This is a genomic window from Pseudomonas sp. SORT22, from assembly GCF_018417635.1.
GTDB lineage: Bacteria > Pseudomonadota > Gammaproteobacteria > Pseudomonadales > Pseudomonadaceae > Aquipseudomonas.
On sequence record NZ_CP071007.1, the window covers coordinates 4,627,607 to 4,645,097 of the forward strand.

Genomic DNA, 17,491 nt, shown 5'->3' on the forward strand with positions numbered 1-17,491 from the left:
GAACGGTTGTCGACGAGCGTCAATCCCACAGCTGCACCGTAGCGTCGCTCGCCGCGGGTAACGCCGGCAGCAGGATCTGTACCCCGGCACGAAATGGCTGGGGCTGCTCGGCCAGGCCCTGGTTGGCGCCCAGCACGGCCTCGACTGTGCCGTTCAGGTGGCCGTAGTAGTGCTGACACAAGGTGTCGAGCACATCGCCTTCAGCGGTTCTGCAGGTCGTCGCCATAGCTCAAAAACTCCAGTGAGAAACCTTGTTTTCGCGGAATGCCGCCAGCAAGCAGATTGCTCTGGTCTTCATCGACGCCGGTCAGGCACCAGGTGCCCAGGACCTCGCCGTAACCGCTGGTGAGGGTTAGCGGCTGCAATTGCCGGCCAATACTGCGCAGCGCCTGCAACTGGCCAAGCCCGCCCTTGAAGCCTGGGAAGATCGCCCCTTTGATGCTGATTTTCTCGTCACCCAGGCCCACTGCCTGCTGGGCGGTGCTGCGCGTCAGACGCTCCTGCCCGGCCCAACGGAAGCTCGTCTGCCTGCGCAGTTCATCGAACGCGGCGGTGTCGAGGTTGAAGTAGTAAGCGGGTGATTCAGGCTTGAGTGGTTGCACAATCAGCAAATGCGGGAACGGCTTGACCGCCTCTGCCGCCGGCGTCGCTTCGGGGGCGAAGCTGCTGGTCGGCAGGATATTGGCCAGGGACGGGCTGATCTTGCCCGCCACCCGGTTGATCGCGGCGCTGACCCGGCCAATCTGGGTCTTCACCGTGGCGACGCCGTCACGCACCTGCGCCACCACCGCCACGGCCCGGTCGTATTTTGCCAGCGCCTGGTCGACAGTGGCCTGGGCCTTGTTGATCGCGCGCAAGCTGCGCTGCAGCTTGGCACCAATGGCGGGCCCGACAAAGGGCAGCGCCTCGAGCTCGGCGGCGGCACCGACGAACTCGGCGGCGGCCTCCTTGACCGGCGCCAGCATTCCGTCCGCGCTGCGCCGCCCTGCTTCGCCCGCTGCCACCAAAGCACCTAGCCCGGATTGCAACTGGTCCATGTAGGTCATGGCACCTCCTTAAGCAACATGAGGAACGTCGTACAGCTGACGACTGGTGGTTTGACGGATCAGTTCATCGAACTCCCGCCGGACAATGGCGCCCACTTGCTGAGCAAGCTGAAGGGGATCGCTGATCCCGCCCTGAACCGAAATGGTGGGGGCAAAGGTGATTTGCTGAACCAGTTGCGGTGGCTGGGCTGCGCCTGCTTGCCCTGCACCGGGGACACAGGCAATTGCCACCGGTTCGCTGGCTGTCAGCTCCATTGCCCGCACAGCCCTGCCCAAATTGCGCTCTGGCTGATCACTTGGGCGGTCATCGCTGTCTGCAGACCGAGGTGCTGATCTTCCCTGATCAGTCTCTGCTTCGGGGGCAAACCAGGACTTGGCTAGCGCGCTACCGAGCTGATCACCATACAAACCGCCCAGCAGGGCGCCGATCACAGGGCCCACCACCGGGACCGGAGCACCGAGCGCAGCCCCGGCAAGCGCGCCAGCAAGCCCACCTGCAGCACCTGCGTAGCCCTCGGCTTTCTGTTCGGCCGATTGCGCATACCGCGCCGTGCTGAGCGCTTTGATTCCAGCACCGAGCACAGCCAGACGCGCGACCGCCTTGACCCCGGACCACATCCTGCTCGCAATCCCTGGAGCAGATGGCCGAGGCAGTGGATCCTTGGGTGGCTGAGTTAACGTGGCCTTGAACGCCGGCAATGCGCCAACAACAGCCGTGCCCACAAGCGCAATTGACCCGGGACCTTCCATCCTTGGCGGCCTCGAACCGTCGGGTGCGGGTGCTGTCGTTGAGTGCCCGCCTTTACCCTGGTCACCCGGGCATGGCTTGCACTGGCCTTCAGCGGGTGGTGACGGCTTGCAGGCAACAGGTACAAACCAGTTTTTTGTCATCCAGCCCATTAGATTCTGGCTTGCAGGCTCACCATGGGATGGGCTGGGCAAAGGCCCCGGGCTCGCTGTCGGCGAGGACAACCCTAACAGTCTCGTCAGGACTGGCATCAGTTCGGCCTTGGGAGTGTTCGTCGTCTCAGCACGCAATAACGAGACAGGCGCCAGAGGGACTTTTGAACTGTTCGCAGGTGCGGACGCGATCGGCTCGTCCATGAAGCTTGCCCCCAGGAGTTTCCCCACTTGTCCTCCAAGCGACTCCCCCAACCGTCCTCCAAGGCGTTCACCCAGTACAGCACCAATCGGCCCCAATCGCGCTCCAATGGCCTCCCCGGCCCTCGAGCCTATAAGGCTACCGGCACTTTCCCCGTAACTCTCAGCCTTTTCCTCCGGGGTTTGATCACTGCGGTACGTTTTAAAAATCTCGTAACCAGTCTCGGCATAATCGAGCTTTCTGCCCAGCTTTTCAGCGGCATCGCTTGCTTTGTCTTTCAACGACGGTGGGCGCGCCTGGCTGTTACCAGGAGAAGCCGGAAGCGGATTCTGGCTGGAATCCAGTTGCGCTGTACTTTCGATTTTTTTGCTACCCGCTGACGCGGGAGCAGCGACTGAAGCCGCCTTTCCAGGTTGGACAGCGGTAGTGCCTGACCCACCTTTGCGTGCCCCCCTCGCAAGCGCCAGCATCATCAGGCCCAGTGACAATCCATCGCCCTCCGGCCCCGCTGCTTGCTCTGGATCACTTGGCGTTAAACCTGGCTCAAAGCCTGGCCCAGCCTGTTCGGGCATACCCGGGGTGATGCCCAAACGCGCCTTGGCTGGCTTCAACTCAAGGGCCAACTTCATCAACCCCAGCGACAGCACATCAATACCTGCAACATTAACCACCAACGGGTTGCTGCTTGCCGGCTTGACTGGTCCCGCCACTGCGTATTCTGCGTTAGCGACATCTTCACTCGATGCTGCATCTTGATCGTATGACCCGCGCACCGCCTCCTGCGGAACCTGGGTTTTACCCAGGATGTTCTGGTCAGACTGCGTCAGCGTCTTGATACGTTCCAGGACCGTGTTGAAAACGGTACCCACCATCAGGGTGACGGTGGTACCAATCTGCGGTTCAAACCCCTGTTTGCGCACGATCTGATCCCCCTTTGCATGGGCTATCTGCTCAATCCGTGAGCCACCAGACCATGTCGTTGAACGACATGGTCATGATTTCGCCGGCGCTAAAATTCAGCTCTTTGGCGAGCCGTTTTGCCGCCGCTTTCTGCAGCCCGGGATCAAAGCTCGTCGTCTTGCACCAGACGAAAATAGCCCGCCTGCAGGCGGCCATAGTCCTTGAGCGACAGGCCCTCAAGGTCCTTGACCCCGACCTCGGCCAGCGAGGCAAAGAGGTTCAGCTCGCGCTGCTCGTCATCGCCACTGGCCGCCGACTGGGCGGTGCGGATGTCGCGCACGGTCGGTGCACGCAGTGACAGGCTGTCGACCTGCATGCCATTGGCCTCACTGGCTTTGCTCAGTTGAACGACGACGCGTTCGGCACTGACATTCAGCCAGCTCGGCATTTTCGCGGTTTGAGTCATGTCGCCTCCTTACAGGCCCAGGGCCGAACGTTGGGCGGCGAGCTGGTCGACGCCGTTGATGACGCGCTTCATGCCCAGCGGATCGATTTCGTAGACCAGGCGGCCATCGACTTCGAGCTTGTAGTAGGTCACGGCCACGTTGTGCTTGATCTCGGCCTTGTCGCCCGGCTTCCAGTCGCCCATGTCGACTTCCTTCAGGGCGCCGCGCAGGGTGACGATGACCGGAGTGACCTTGCCCTTGAGGCCCTTGAAGGCACCACGAAAAGTGCCGTTGAAGGCCGAGCCGTCGGCCAGGCCGAAGAACTTCAGCGACTCACGGCGCACGCCGGTGGTGACGAAGCCGGCCTCCTGTTTTTCCATGCCCTGGTCGATTTCGATCGCCATGTCCATGCCGCCGGCACGGTGCTCCTCCATCTTCAGGGTGAGCTTGGGCAGGGTCAGGCTGGGCACGTCGCCTTGAAAGCTGACGCCATCGACGAACAGGTTCAGGTTTGCCAGGGTTTCGGGAATCATTGCCATGGTTATTGCTCCTTAAACGGCTTGGTCGAGGACTTCGGTCAACCACTGGTTGGTGACCTCGACACGGAAATTCGGGTTCTCGGCGGGCGGCACATCGGTGAAACGGATGTTCCAGTAGACCTTGCCCTGCTCCAGCTGGCTGGCAGTGTTCAGCTCGGGGTCGGCGAACACTTCGAAATTGATGATTGCGCCCTGGGCTTTCAGATCACGCATGAACGCCTGCAGGCCTTCGGTCACGTCCTTGACGTAGGTCGCGGTGATCGAGCGATCGACCGCCCACTTGTGGCCATAGAGGATCGCGTCCATGACGATGTCCATGGTCCGCACGCGGGTGACGAAGGCCCACTTCGGGTCGCTGCTCAGGGTACGGTTGCCCCACAGACGGAAGCCGTCATCGCGGATCACGGTGGTGATGTTGGCGTTGTTGAGCAGGTTGGCGCGGCAGGTGGCGTCGCCATCCAGGTACTCGATCGAGCGGCTGGTACCGGTGATGCCGACGAACTCCTTGTTCGATGGCGAGGCCCAGAAGCCATACTCGCTGTCGGTCCAGGCAAACAGGCCAGCAACCCAGGCCGACGCCGGCGCATCGAGGGTGGCGCTTTTGCCGGTGTCCCAGTACTGCACGCCCGGGTCGACCAGGTAGGCACGCTTGGCGCCGAAGTTCTCGGCGTAGGCGATGGCTGCTTCATCGGTGGTGTTCGGGCCATCGATAATGGCCAGGCCGCGCAGCTTGTCGGCCAGGGCCACCAGCGCGGTACCGACCGCCAGGGTCGAGCTGTGCTTTGGCGTCACCAGCAGGCGGGGCTGGGCGTTGAACCGGCTCTTGCCGTCCAGCAGTGCTTGCAGGCCGGTGCGTTTGCCGTCGGCCAGCACGCCGCCGATGATCGCCGAAGTCTGCGCAGCCTCTTCTTCGAGCTTGGCCACACCGCAGGCGACGATCACCGCCTTGGCGCGGCTGTAGATCGCCTGGCAGGCGCGGGTGATTGCCGAGTCGGCGCCGAAGGCGGCGACGGCTTCACGCTCGCTGGTGATCAATACCAGGTCGTTGGCCTTGGCGGTTGCAGTCGGGCCTTCGGTGAAGGTATCGACCAGGCCGATGATCGAGGAAGAAGGCAGCGCGATGGAACGTGCGCCGGTGTCGACGTTGGTTACGGTAACGCCGTGGAAGAATCCACTCATGGGTAAGTCTCCAGAAATGCGAAGGCCCCGCGGTGCGGGGCCTTCAGAGGGTTTGTTGCGGGTAGGAAAAAACCCCGGCGGTGCGGGGCTTTTGGGGTGAGTTAAGCTGACCAGCCAGGTGAGCACGATCCTTCATACGGAAGGTGATGGCTGGATTGCCTTAAATCAGTTTCATACGTGCAGGGAACGCAATGGTGCGTACGCGGTTCTCCTCGCCACCAACCATATTTGTCTGCTTGGTGGTCCCAGGAGTATCGGTAGGAATCGGATTCTGCGTGCCCCCACTGCCGGTGTTAGCCGAGGCAACATTGTAGGAATGGCTATGCGCCTTGACCTGGTCGGACACCCAACTCCCCGGTATCCGCCCCTCATCAATGCCCCGGCCAGAGTCGAGGAAGCGGGGATGCTCACCACGTACGTCAGGGCAACGGAAGGTCGTGCTGCCGTCGCCAGTGGTCCAGCATCCTTCCATCCCGGCCCGAGCACTATCGGCTACCAACATTCCGGATTGCTGCGCGAAGTCCCATAACCAAGGCCAGCTTCCTCGACTGTAGAGAGTTCCATCCGGGGCACCATAGCCCCCTGGAGCCTGCACTATCGCAGTCTCGATAAAAACTCGGCCAAGAGGTGAGTCGTCGAGTCGGCTGACGGGGTACCAATTGCCCGAACCATCGCTGCGTAGATGCCAGAAATCGCCAGCCCCCAATAACGGGAAGAACTGATACCCCTCAGAACGCAAATGGGTGTGAAACTTGATCTTGTCAGCGCCCGCAGCCCTGATCATCAGCGTGGTTTGCGCCCCATCCATGCGGCGAACCATTACATCCCGAACCCCGAGCGTTGCATTGGCGGCCGGCAAAGTCAGGGTCACCGATGACGCTGTTGCATCCACCAGCACCAAGCCCAACTCTGCTGCAGTGAGCGATTTGGAAACATTCACCGATACGACAGGAACGACCAACGCAGACTTGTCAGCTTTGCTGCTCGGGTCAAAGTTTGCGCTGTGCCAGAGCACACGCCAGGCGCCTGCTCCCGCCCCCGAAAACTGACGAACGCCGTACCATTCCGTACTGGTACCGGAAAGCAGATCGAACCCGGTCAATCCGTCCGGAAACTTGATATGTACCCCTGTACCGTAATCAATGCCAGAGGGGCGGTCAGCCGTTTGGGGCACAGCAGAAAAGAACTGACTGCCAGGCAGGAGATGAATCTTGCCGTCGACGACTGGAGCGTAAGCCATCAAGCCACCGGCATCCTTGGCCATCGCGTCGGTGATACCGAATCCTGCCAGATTACTCGGATTCGAACCCGCCACTACAACTCCGCGTTCATTGATCTGTACCTTGGTATAGGTACCTGCCGGACGATTTCGAGGCAATACGTTGAGTAGGGATGCATCAACATACTCACGAGTTGCCAACACTACTGAAGGATCGATCTTCAGTTCGACGTTTGCCGCACTAGTGATAACGATGTTGAGCCGCACAACCTGCGTCTTGCCAGTTCCTTGACTGAGCAATGGCTTGAAGCTTGGTGCACAGTTGGCCACCGCAACCAGGTCACCATCGGCGTCATACAGGCCGATTTCCCGAATCCACCAGCCCCCCACATCCGGCGGTATCACTTGCTCGGCGATGATGATGCTGTTGTTGTCCGGGTCAACCTTGACCTGGTTGAGCGGCGCCCTTCGGCGTTCGTTGATGAGTTTTTTCTGATCCCTCGACGGGATCGGGTCGGTCAGGTTGGCATCGCCAACGCCCATTTGGGAAAAGCTCCACGGCACGCCCAAGGCGTTGGCGTTGGCCTGCTTGGCCTCGCCCACCGCCGTGAGGATGGCGAAGAACTGGCTTGTCTGGTCAGTCATGAGTACACGTCCAGGGTTTCAATTTGCTGTTCACGGCCCACAAGGCCATAGCTGCCGCTGACTTCAATGTCGTGAGAGGTCGGCGGATAAATGTCGATTTCATCGCCTTCAGAAAGGCTTATTCCCAGGCGCAGATAGCCACTGCTGGCGAGCGTGATTGCCAGCCCCGTCAGATGGCGACTGACCGGCTTGGCGTCATCGATCAGGCGGGTCAGTTCCAGGTACATTGCTTCGGAGATTCCGTTCTCCAATACCCCGACCTGCAGCGCAAAAGTGCCCGGCACACCTTGCGGTACCGTCTGCCACCACTCCTGCACTTCGATCAGGTAACCCAGCGGCTCCACTACCCGGCGCAACGCACCAATGGTGCCTTTATGGGCATGCACGTAGAACGCCGAGCGGATCACCGAGCGCTTGATTGCCTCCGGCCAGGTTTCATCCCAGCGGTCCACCGACCAGGCCCAGGCCAGCTGATGCAGCAGGTGCGCCGGGCAGGTGTCGGGGTTGTACAGCGTGCGCAGGGGGACGTCGGTGGTTTCAAACCCGGCAGCCTCGATGGCCTGTTCGAGATCGGTGCTGTTGAGCGGCAGCAGACTGTCCATGTCAGCTCCCCCGCGTCACGGTGATCCCTTCGCACCAGGCCGCTTGCGCCTGGGTCGGGCGGATGTCGGTCCAGTCGTTCAGGTCGACCCGGCTGACGCCGTTGATGTGCAACTGGGCGTCCACGCCCGAGCGGGCCACTTCGACACCCAGGCGCCGGCGCGGGTTGATCCAGGCTTGCAGGCGGCGTTTGCACTCGGCAAGCGTCGCTTCGATCTCCGGGCCGTTGCCGCTCATGTGCACCACGGCATCGATGCGGTAACGCAGAATTTGTGCGCCCTGAACCGTCAGGCGGTCACCCACCGGGCGCACGTCATCGTCATTGAGCTTGAGCCGCACGGTGTCCAACAGCGCAGCCGGGGCACTGCCATCGCCTTCGAGCGCCAGCACCGTCACCACCACCTGGGCCGGCGACGGGCTTTGGGCGGTGGCATCGGCCACCAGCCCGGAAGCGTTGCGGGCATGCAGGATGTAACTGTTGCGCGGGCCCGCGGTGGTCAGCCCCTCATAGACCAGCTGCACCCGCTCACGCAGGGCGTCGTCTTCTTCAAGCACTTGCGGCGTCGGCGGCACGCTGCTGGCGTCGGGTGCCTGCACCACCAGGCGCTGCAGCTGTACATTGGCCGCCAGTTGATCCAGGTCGGCGCCCTGCGCATAGGCAAGTAACAGTGCCTTGGCCGCATCGTTGACCCGTGCGCGGTTGAGCAGCTTGCGATAGGCGCCGACTTCCAGCAGTTTGTTCACCGGGTCGCTTTCGAATGTAGCGTCCCAGTTGTCGCCCATGTGCGACCGGAAGGTCGCCAGGTCAGCCTGGAACAGCGCCTCAAAATCGAGGTCTTCCAGAACCTGCGGCGCGGGCAGCGCCGAAAGATCCACACTACTCATGCCGTCACCTCCAAGGTCTGATTGGCTCCCAGGTACTGTCCACTCAATTGCAAGGTGATCTGCCCGCCCACCACCGCCGTGACCCTGACCCGCTCAAGCTTCAGGCGTGGCTCCCAACGGCCTAGTGCGCGAGCCACCTCCGCCTGCACTGCACTCTTCCAGCCTTCGTTGACCGGCAAATCGACGAAGCGGCGTAGCTTGCTGCCGTACTCCGGGCGCATGCGCCGGCTGCCCAGTGGCGTGGTAAGGATGTCTTCGATGGACTGGCGTAAATGTGCAATGCCGGACAACGGGTGGCCGCTCCGGCGATCCATGCCGATCATTGATGTTCTCCAGGCGTAAAAAAGCCCGCGGTGGGCGGGCTGATTTTTAGTGTTTGTGATTGGCGGTGTTGCCGCCGGTGTCGATGATCTTGCCACCGCCGAGGATGTCGCCGGTTACCCGCAGGGGTCCGTTGATCTGCACCTCGCCGGTCAGGGTGATGCTCGCGGCATTGGCGGTGATGGCCTGGTCGGTGACCACGGCCGAGCTGCCGCCGACCTTGATGCTGACGGTACCGCTGGGCAGTTCGATGCTGTAGCTGCGGGCCTGCCAGTCATAGACCAGTGAGCCACCATCGTCGAAACGCCAGACCTCGACATGCTCGCGGTTGTCCGCTGGTGCCCCGGCGTTGCCATACAGGCCAGGCACGAACGTACCTTGCGCCGGCTCACCGCTCGGGCTGATCAGCACCCCTTGCTCGTTAAGGCTCGGCGCACGCCAGTGGCGGGCCTTGCCGGCGGCCTGGCTGTGCCAGCGCAACCAGGCGCTGGTCCAGCCAGCGCCGTCGGACACCCGAACCCGGGCAGCGGCAAGGTCAACAGCGACCACCCGGCACGGAATAACCAGGCCGGCGAGCATGCGGTCATGCATGGCACTGGCGTAGCTCATTGCAGGTCCTCCGCCGACTGGTAACCGCCCTCGAAGCCCGGCCCGGTGTCGGGGCTGAAGGCAAACGCCAGCGGGCCCGGTTGATCAGGCCATGGCCATTGCACGGTTCCCAAGTGTAGGATCTGCTGCCATTGCACCAACCAGCCAACGACAGGGGTTGCCCCCGGAGCCGGTTGAACAGGCTCGGCCAGCACACTCATCGCCGCTTCAACAAACTCCAGCTCCCAGAATTGTTTGCGCAACAGTACGATCAGCTGGGTAGCCAAAGTGACAGCTTCCAATGCCGCGTGTTGGCGAGCGGAGTCAATCACGATGCGCGCTTCAACGGTAGCGATAACGCACGAACGACCGTCGCCTGGATCATTTGCCGGTTTAAGGCTGGAAATGGAATGAAACAACGCTGGCAGCGCTGTGTGCTGGTCCGCCTGCCCATAGGCGTCGACGGTTTCAAACTGAGGCAAGGCGGCCTTGATAGTCGCGCTGATCGCCTCATGCAAGCGGTTCAGTTCGCTCATGATCAGTCCTGTGTCGTGGAGCTCGCAAAGGCTATTCGCGGCTAAAAACAGGCAAAAATAAACCCGCCATAAGGCGGGTTCATCGAAGCTGTTGTAAAGGCACCCATGAGCAGCCGTTAGTTATCGGCTAGCCCGTAACAAACGTGTCTGGCGAAACCAGAGCCCACCGGCGAAGCTGCAGCAGATAAGCGTCATCATCATAAAGTAGGAAAAATAACGAATCAGCTCGTGGTTCTTGATTGAAGTGATCCGACGATCAAAGCGCCCATCGAAGACAACGCGCCCGTCACTATTCAGAACTTCGCGAATCTTCAGTTCGTCCTCCCCACCACTCGCAAGAACATCAACCATCACCCCAGGCGCCAGACCCGCGGCTTGGTAGAGTTCTTTCGAGACATAGACTATCTGTTTGGACGAGGGGCGCGGGTTCGCTTCAGTCAGCCGAACCTGAAAGTACACGATCGAACTGTCTTGGCGCATCTCGGTGGGGGCACTGACAATCTGCCCTTTGAACAGAGTCGGTGCTTCATCCCCGAGCTCCTCAAATGATTGAACAAAAAGCAGGAAGGTAAGCCCCATCAACAAAAAAACGCCTGCCATCCCTAGCAGAACCCTGATTTGCTCGTAGACTGTTTTTCCACGAAACAACGACAGCCAAGAGTCAGACATACACCATTCGCTTTTGCTGCAAAAAAGGATGCCCAACATCCATGGGCATCCGTCACCCTAACATAGAACAGTATCAGTAGTAGGCGTCCTGATTGCCTTGGCAGCAGCCGTAGCCATCCTGGTTGGGGTCGACGACAAAGATGTTGGGAATAACGACCCGCCCGAAGGGGTAAACCGCAGAGGGGTTGATCAGCGGTGGGCCGCCGCCACTGCCGCCCCAGCCACCGATATTCCCCGGCCCTGATGCGCCTGGCCCCTGCGGCTCGACAAGGGTACTGCCAAGCCCGACCTGGTTCGTTCGCGGATCCCAGTGATTGGCGGCAATTTTATTTGCATAGACACTCTGGATCTCGGCCAGGGTTGCCAACTTCAAGTCCGGCGCAACCCAATAATCCGGATAACTGGCCGCTGGGTTATCTTTGAAGTAGCGGTTCCAAAGCGGTTGAACGGTAGCCTTATAGAGGTTTTTCACCGCATCCGAGTTAATCATGCCAAGTACATTCACCGTCACAGCGATGCCGGTTAACAACAGACCGGCGGTGCCGACGGCTGTCGCCATAATGGTGATACTCGCGGCAATCCCCACGACATTACCTACCAAGCTTAAAACGTCACCAGGCTGGATAGGCTTACCTTCTTTAAAGTCAGCAGTGACCTTCAGAAAAGTCGTCGTCGCCGCAAAGGTATTGGTGGTGACGTTCAGAAACGGTACAAAGCCGTTTGTCATCGCAGTCACCGAGATGACACCGGTCACCGTTGCGGCCGTTTGAGCATTTTGATTAATCAGCTGGAAACCGTTTTTGTTCGAATTGAACTGGTCGACCAGTGAAGTTGCAGCGCCCCCTGTGGCTGCTGGTTTATCAACCACGCCAATGAAAATATCCATTTTACCTGACACGATTATCTCATCCTTTGATAATGGTTTTGAAGGCAAGCGTCATCCGCAACTGGTCGCAGCTGAGTGCAGGCGACCGGGCGTTGTGCGGTACGCTGCCGTTGAACACAACGATTCTTCCGGGTTTGGGTAAGACAGCCTTGATGATGTCGTTCTTCGGGTGGTCGTAAAAGACCAGTTCACCGCCCCATGAAGTTGGCCAAAACTCGTTGCAAAACATCAGAACCGTCTGCCCTTCTTCTCCGGGCTGATTATCCCGGTGGATCGGTGACTCCTGAGCAAAGGTCTGACCGTTGGCATACACCCCGATCAGCGTTGCATCCTGCATGTATTGCTGCTTGACCCGGGCCCAAAACGGAAAGAGAAATGACCAGGCATCAGAGGACTTCAACTCGTCCTCCGCGCATAGAAACTTTTGTCGACCAGCCCCTGCAATGAAGGTATGCCAACACGGCCTGGAATGAGTGGCCGTATTGACTGGCCAGCCGTAGCGCCAGATTGCCCCCTTCAATTGCTGGACGACCTTGCACTGCTCATCAACTGTGACAAAGTCATCAACGACCTGAACATCCTTCTCACCAAAACAAGTATCCATACTCCTCACCTCTTCTTCCTTCTGTAACGCCTTCGAGCGGCACCTTGTCCGGGTGTTGAACTCAGTGTTCACTCTCCCCCTTTGCACCACTTGCAGGTTCAACCCCCAAGCGCTTCGCCGCCCAGCGTTCATAAAGCCCGATGGCGACATCGGCGCCGGCCATGGCGGTAAGGCAACCAAAAGCGCTGGCGCTCCAGATCGACATGCCGCTGGCGTACAGCAGCATGACGGTGGACACACCGCAGACCATGCAGGCCCCCGAGCGCAATAAAAGGCGCCGAAAAAGTGCCCAGCCCCGGGCGCCGGCCTTGTCCGCGCGCCACATCTCTCCGGAAAGGCCGCCCAGCAAGGCCAGGACGATCACCAGCCAGATCGGCATTTCCAGTAACGTCTGTTGCTCGCTTGTCACTGTCCTGTCTCCTTGGTAGTTCCGCTCGGCAGCTTGCCGGCGGCGTTTGTTGTAGAACCGATCGCTCGGCATTCCAAAAAGCCCGGCCTCCCCAGGCTTTTCAGTAATGCGTTGTCGAACCGCCCGCCACGACTGGTGCCCTGGGCGACTCCGCTTCAAATTGTTCCTCCGGCCGCGGCCACCTGCCCGCCGGATAACTGCTTGTGGTGCTTTACGCTGCACACCCGGGCCAGTTGCCAACCCTCTGAACAGTTCAGGCCTGTTCATCGCTGCCTTTGTCACTACCGGTGTCGACCGGCTTGAGACAAAGATTATGCATTTATGCATATGCAGTCAATGCATTTGTGGAAATATTTATGCATGAGAAAATGCACCTGTGCATGTAGGCCTTGCCCTACCTGGGCTGGACCACTTTTCTGCAGGCGAAAAAAAACCCGCCGAAGCGGGTTTTCTGAGGATGCGGACTACTCAGCGAGCGTACATACCCCACCAGAACACATGCCCAAGGATGCTGATCTGCTCTTCCTGCATCTGCTGGAAGCTGTAGTCTTCATCAGGGTGTTCGTCGCGGTTGAAGCTGCGCAGGCGAATACCGGTAGGCAGGCGGTAGAGCTGCTTGACCCGCAATTGACCGTTGTGATTGATGGCATACAGGTCGCCGTCGACGATGTCGCCGATGCCGCTCTTGCCGGCGTTGACGCCCACCGTGGCGCCGTCGCGCAGTACCGGCAACATGCTGTTGCCGCGTACCGTCACGCACTTGGCCTGGTCAAACTGCACACCGTTGTGACGCAGGCTGCGCTTGCCAAAGCGCAGGCTGGCCTTCTCGCTTTCTTCGATGACGAATCTTCCTGATCCTGCTGCCAATTCGACCTCGCGAAGAAACGGAATGGACACCTCGTCGTCCTCGACGGGGGTGTCGTCATCCCACAGGCTGATGTCGTTCAACTCCGCGTGGCTGCGCGCGGGCGCGGCTTCGCGGCTGTCACCGAGCTCGACGCGACCGCGCAACTGGTCGGTGCTCACGCCGAAGTACTCGGCGATCTTCGACACGTGCTTGTCGGACGGATCGACGATCTTCTCGCTGAGGATGCGCGACAGGGTGGATTGCGGCACGCCGGTACGCCGGTGCAGCTCCGTGGGGGAGAGACCGTGACGATCGAGCAGTGCTCTGAGGACGGATGCTACGTTGCGTTTTTGCATAAAATGCATAATGCCGGGACCTTCATTAGAATGCAAACCCTGATATGCACGGATATGCACGGACAAATGGTCGCGCCCGGCCGTTTGCCCTCGGCAGCCCGGGCAAAATCCCTGTACCATTGCCCGCTTGCCTTTGGTCTACAACGACACTGCGAGCCAAGTTTTTGCAATGAGCGATCTTTCCGCACACACCCCGATGATGCAGCAGTACTGGAAGCTGAAAAACCAGCACCCGGACCAGCTGATGTTCTACCGCATGGGCGACTTCTACGAGATCTTCTACGAAGACGCGAAGAAGGCTGCCAAACTCCTGGACATCACCCTGACCGCCCGCGGGCAGTCGGCGGGCCAGTCGATCCCCATGTGCGGTATCCCCTTCCATGCGGCCGAGGGCTACCTGGCCAAGCTGGTGAAGCTGGGCGAGTCGGTGGTGATCTGCGAACAGATCGGCGATCCGGCCACCAGCAAGGGCCCGGTCGAGCGCCAGGTGGTGCGCATCATTACCCCGGGCACGGTCAGTGACGAAGCGCTGCTCGACGAGCGCCGCGACAACCTGATCGCCGCTGTGCTGGGCGACGAGCGCCTGTTCGGCCTGGCTGTGCTGGACATCACCAGCGGCAACTTCAGCGTGCTCGAGATCAAGGGCTGGGAAAACCTGCTGGCCGAGCTTGAGCGCATCAACCCGGTCGAGCTGCTGATCCCCGACGACTGGCCCCAGGGCCTGCCGGCGGAAAAACGCCGTGGCTCACGTCGCCGTGCGCCGTGGGATTTTGACCGCGATTCGGCACGCAAAAGCCTTTGCCAGCAGTTCGCGACCCAGGACCTCAAGGGCTTTGGCTGCGAGAAGCTGACCCTGGCCATCGGCGCCGCCGGCTGCCTGCTCGGCTACGCCAAGGAAACCCAGCGCACCGCCCTGCCGCACCTGCGCAGCCTCAAGCATGAACGCCTGGACGACACCGTGGTGCTCGACGGCGCCAGCCGGCGCAACCTTGAGCTGGATGTGAACCTGGCCGGTGGCCGCGACAACACCCTGCAATCGGTGATCGACCGCTGCCAAACCGCGATGGGCAGCCGCCTGCTGACCCGCTGGCTGAACCGCCCGCTGCGCGACCTGAAAGTACTGCAGGCACGTCAGGGCTCGATTCGCTGCCTGCTCGACGGTTACCGCTTCGAGAAGCTGCAACCGCAGTTGAAGGAAATCGGCGACATCGAGCGTATCCTCGCCCGTATCGGCCTGCGCAACGCCCGTCCACGCGACCTCGCACGCCTGCGCGATGCCCTCGGTGCCCTGCCGGAACTGCAGAACGCCATGGCCGAGCTTGAGGCGCCGCACCTGGCGCGCCTGGCTGCCATTGCCGGGACCTACCCGGAGCTTGCCGACCTGCTGGCAAAAGCCATCATCGACAACCCGCCAGCGGTGATCCGCGACGGTGGCGTGCTCAAGACCGGCTACGACAGCGAGCTGGACGAGCTGCTGGCGATGAGCGAGAACGCCGGGCAGTTCCTTATTGATCTGGAAGCCCGCGAGAAAGCCCGCACGGGCCTGGCCAACCTCAAGGTCGGCTACAACCGTGTGCATGGCTACTTCATCGAGCTGCCAAGCAAGCAGGCAGAGCAGGCACCGGCTGACTACATCCGCCGCCAGACCCTCAAGGGCGCCGAGCGCTTCATCACCCCGGAGCTGAAAACCTTCGAAGACAAGGCGCTGTCGGCCAAGAGCCGCGCCCTGGCGCGCGAGAAGATGCTCTACGATGCCCTTCTGGAGAACCTGATCGGCCACCTGGCGCCGCTGCAGGACACCGCTGCGGCCCTGGCCGAGCTGGATGTGCTGAGCAACCTGGCCGAGCGCGCGCTGAACCTGGACTTGAACTGCCCGCAGTTCGTCGACGAGCCGTGCATGCGCATCACCCAGGGTCGCCACCCGGTGGTCGAGCAAGTGCTGACCACGCCGTTCGTGGCCAACGACCTGGCCCTGGATGACAACACCCGGATGCTGGTGATCACCGGTCCGAACATGGGCGGTAAATCCACCTACATGCGCCAGACCGCATTGATCGTGCTGATGGCGCACATTGGTAGCTTCGTCCCGGCTGCGGCCTGCGAGCTTTCACTGGTGGATCGCATCTTCACCCGTATCGGCTCCAGCGACGACCTGGCCGGTGGCCGTTCGACCTTCATGGTCGAGATGAGCGAAACCGCCAACATCCTGCACAACGCCACCGAGCGCAGCCTGGTGCTGATGGACGAAGTCGGCCGCGGCACCAGTACCTTCGACGGCCTGTCGCTGGCCTGGGCCGCCGCCGAGCGCCTGGCGCAGCTGCGCGCCTACACGCTGTTCGCCACCCACTACTTCGAGCTGACGGTGCTGCCGGAGAGCGAACCGCTGGTGGCCAACGTGCACCTGAACGCTACCGAGCACAACGAACGCATCGTGTTCCTGCACCACGTGCTGCCCGGCCCCGCCAGCCAGAGCTACGGCCTGGCAGTGGCGCAGCTGGCCGGCGTGCCGTCGCCGGTGATTCAGCGTGCTCGCGAACACCTGGGCCGACTGGAAACCGCCAGCCTGCCCCACGAAACACCTGTCTTGCAGCAAGGTGCACCGGCGGTACCGCACCAGAGCGACCTGTTTGCCAGCCTGCCGCATCCGGCCATCGAGAAGCTCGGAAAGCTGGACCTGGACAATATGACGCCGCGTCAAGCTATCGAAATGCTCTATACACTGAAGACTCTGTTATAACGCGCGCCCGCACAAGCTGATAGAATCCCGCGCGGTTTGGCGGCGCTGCAGGTTACTAGCCTGGCCTGCAGCCGAACAACCAAACCGAGCGGCCCTGTCTGGAGGGGCACCGCTGCCGTCGCCTGAGGAGAGAATTAGAAATGACCTTCGTCGTCACCGACAACTGCATCAAGTGCAAGTACACCGACTGCGTAGAAGTCTGTCCGGTGGACTGCTTCTACGAAGGCCCGAACTTCCTGGTCATTCACCCGGACGAGTGCATCGACTGTGCACTGTGCGAGCCTGAATGCCCCGCCGTCGCCATTTTCTCGGAAGACGAAGTGCCTGCCGGCATGGAGAACTTCATCGAGCTCAATGCCGAGCTGGCGGAAATCTGGCCGAACATCACCGAAAAGAAAGATTCGTTGCCAGATGCCGCCGAGTGGGATGGCAAGCCAGGCAAGATCGCCGATCTCGAGCGCTAAGCGCGGATCAACAAAAAAGGCCCTTCGAGGGCCTTTTTTCATGTTTGTTGCGGGCAAAAAAAAGGGGCGGTTTGACCCGCCCACATTTTTTCCGTAGTCCCTTTGTTCCCTTTCATCATCCTGATGAATCGCATCCTGCGATGTCCTTGGCTTTCATCCTTGAGAGCCTGTGTCAGTCCGTAGACACAGGACAAATATTAGCGGTTCCAAGATTTACCACAACAGCACAAAGCTCTCAAAAAGCTGCGGTAACCGTACTGTCACAAACAAAAATATCTATATATATCAATAGCTTAAACAAAAGCGCACACTGAAAACGACAACGATTTACTACAGCGTACAGTCAAGGCTTACACAACGAGTAAGCGATGGCTTACATGAACTAGAACAGTACCAACATCGCCGTCGGATCGCGCCCAAACCCGAATGTTTCCAGAACGCCATCGGGAAGCCGTTCACGGGTAAACCGCTGTTCTGCAGATGCAAAAACGCCCCGACATGTCGGGGCGTTCT

General features: G+C 60.5%; 19 protein-coding genes. 2 read left to right on the top strand and 17 right to left on the bottom strand.

What is annotated here, in order from left to right; all coding sequences use genetic code 11:
* Positions 1-19: 19 nt before the first annotated feature.
* The 17 genes from JYG36_RS21215 to JYG36_RS21295 all read right to left on the bottom strand — a co-directional run bounded on the left by JYG36_RS21215 (position 20) and on the right by JYG36_RS21295 (position 13,786).
* Positions 20-226, bottom strand: a complete 207-nt coding sequence (locus JYG36_RS21215; protein ID WP_093386571.1) for a tail protein X — start codon at positions 224-226, stop codon at positions 20-22.
* Positions 201-1,046 carry a phage tail protein gene (locus JYG36_RS21220; RefSeq protein WP_213602208.1) on the bottom strand — a complete coding sequence of 282 codons (846 nt, stop codon included), beginning with the start codon at positions 1,044-1,046 and terminating at the stop codon, positions 201-203. Before JYG36_RS21220 ends, JYG36_RS21215 begins: the two co-directional genes overlap by 26 nt.
* A 9-nt stretch (positions 1,047-1,055) precedes the next feature.
* The gene (locus JYG36_RS21225; RefSeq protein WP_213602210.1) at positions 1,056-3,068 is read right to left on the bottom strand and encodes a hypothetical protein; all 2,013 of its coding nucleotides are present in this window, start codon (positions 3,066-3,068) and stop codon (positions 1,056-1,058) included.
* Positions 3,069-3,211: 143 nt separating this feature from the next.
* Complete coding sequence (locus tag JYG36_RS21230; protein WP_045193580.1) at positions 3,212-3,514, bottom strand: phage tail assembly protein; 303 nt, start codon at positions 3,512-3,514, stop codon at positions 3,212-3,214.
* Between the two features lie 9 nt (positions 3,515-3,523).
* Positions 3,524-4,033: a phage major tail tube protein gene (locus JYG36_RS21235; RefSeq protein WP_045193582.1), complete on the bottom strand. Its 510-nt coding sequence runs from the start codon at positions 4,031-4,033 to the stop codon at positions 3,524-3,526.
* A 12-nt stretch (positions 4,034-4,045) separates the two neighbouring features.
* On the bottom strand, positions 4,046-5,212 hold the full coding sequence (locus tag JYG36_RS21240) for a phage tail sheath subtilisin-like domain-containing protein (RefSeq protein ID WP_213602211.1): 1,167 nt from the start codon (positions 5,210-5,212) through the stop codon (positions 4,046-4,048).
* 160 nt (positions 5,213-5,372) lie between these two features.
* On the bottom strand, positions 5,373-7,076 hold the full coding sequence (locus JYG36_RS26655) for a phage tail-collar fiber domain-containing protein (RefSeq protein WP_249744375.1): 1,704 nt from the start codon (positions 7,074-7,076) through the stop codon (positions 5,373-5,375).
* The gene (locus tag JYG36_RS21250; protein WP_093386592.1) at positions 7,073-7,678 is read right to left on the bottom strand and encodes a phage tail protein I; all 606 of its coding nucleotides are present in this window, start codon (positions 7,676-7,678) and stop codon (positions 7,073-7,075) included. Before JYG36_RS21250 ends, JYG36_RS26655 begins: the two co-directional genes overlap by 4 nt.
* Before the next feature lies 1 nt (position 7,679).
* Positions 7,680-8,561 (bottom strand): baseplate J/gp47 family protein, encoded by an 882-nt coding sequence (locus tag JYG36_RS21255; RefSeq protein ID WP_213602212.1) that lies wholly within the window; start codon positions 8,559-8,561, stop codon positions 7,680-7,682.
* On the bottom strand, positions 8,558-8,884 hold the full coding sequence (locus JYG36_RS21260; protein WP_213602213.1) for a GPW/gp25 family protein: 327 nt from the start codon (positions 8,882-8,884) through the stop codon (positions 8,558-8,560). Before JYG36_RS21260 ends, JYG36_RS21255 begins: the two co-directional genes overlap by 4 nt.
* 46 nt (positions 8,885-8,930) lie before the next feature.
* Positions 8,931-9,491 (bottom strand): phage baseplate assembly protein V, encoded by a 561-nt coding sequence (locus JYG36_RS21265; RefSeq protein WP_093386615.1) that lies wholly within the window; start codon positions 9,489-9,491, stop codon positions 8,931-8,933.
* On the bottom strand, positions 9,488-10,006 hold the full coding sequence (locus tag JYG36_RS21270) for a hypothetical protein (protein WP_213602214.1): 519 nt from the start codon (positions 10,004-10,006) through the stop codon (positions 9,488-9,490). The genes JYG36_RS21265 and JYG36_RS21270 overlap by 4 nt, the downstream gene beginning before the upstream one ends.
* A 120-nt stretch (positions 10,007-10,126) precedes the next feature.
* Positions 10,127-10,675: a hypothetical protein gene (locus tag JYG36_RS21275; protein ID WP_213602215.1), complete on the bottom strand. Its 549-nt coding sequence runs from the start codon at positions 10,673-10,675 to the stop codon at positions 10,127-10,129.
* Positions 10,676-10,748: 73 nt separating this feature from the next.
* Positions 10,749-11,573: a hypothetical protein gene (locus JYG36_RS21280; RefSeq protein ID WP_213602216.1), complete on the bottom strand. Its 825-nt coding sequence runs from the start codon at positions 11,571-11,573 to the stop codon at positions 10,749-10,751.
* Positions 11,574-11,580: 7 nt separating this feature from the next.
* Entirely contained in the window at positions 11,581-12,165 is a 585-nt protein-coding gene (locus JYG36_RS21285; RefSeq protein ID WP_177329127.1) for a 2OG-Fe(II) oxygenase, read from the bottom strand.
* A gap of 61 nt (positions 12,166-12,226) precedes the next feature.
* Entirely contained in the window at positions 12,227-12,574 is a 348-nt protein-coding gene (locus tag JYG36_RS21290) for a phage holin family protein (RefSeq protein WP_045193597.1), read from the bottom strand.
* A gap of 468 nt (positions 12,575-13,042) precedes the next feature.
* On the bottom strand, positions 13,043-13,786 hold the full coding sequence (locus JYG36_RS21295) for a LexA family transcriptional regulator (protein WP_123565785.1): 744 nt from the start codon (positions 13,784-13,786) through the stop codon (positions 13,043-13,045).
* Between the two features lie 160 nt (positions 13,787-13,946).
* On the opposite strand from JYG36_RS21295, the gene mutS reads away from it, so the two are divergent.
* Positions 13,947-16,514, top strand: a complete 2,568-nt coding sequence (mutS, locus tag JYG36_RS21300) for a DNA mismatch repair protein MutS (protein ID WP_176794341.1) — start codon at positions 13,947-13,949, stop codon at positions 16,512-16,514.
* 140 nt (positions 16,515-16,654) lie between these two features.
* Positions 16,655-16,978 carry a ferredoxin FdxA gene (gene fdxA / locus JYG36_RS21305; RefSeq protein WP_010224804.1) on the top strand — a complete coding sequence of 108 codons (324 nt, stop codon included), beginning with the start codon at positions 16,655-16,657 and terminating at the stop codon, positions 16,976-16,978.
* The last annotated feature ends 513 nt before the right edge of the window (positions 16,979-17,491 follow it).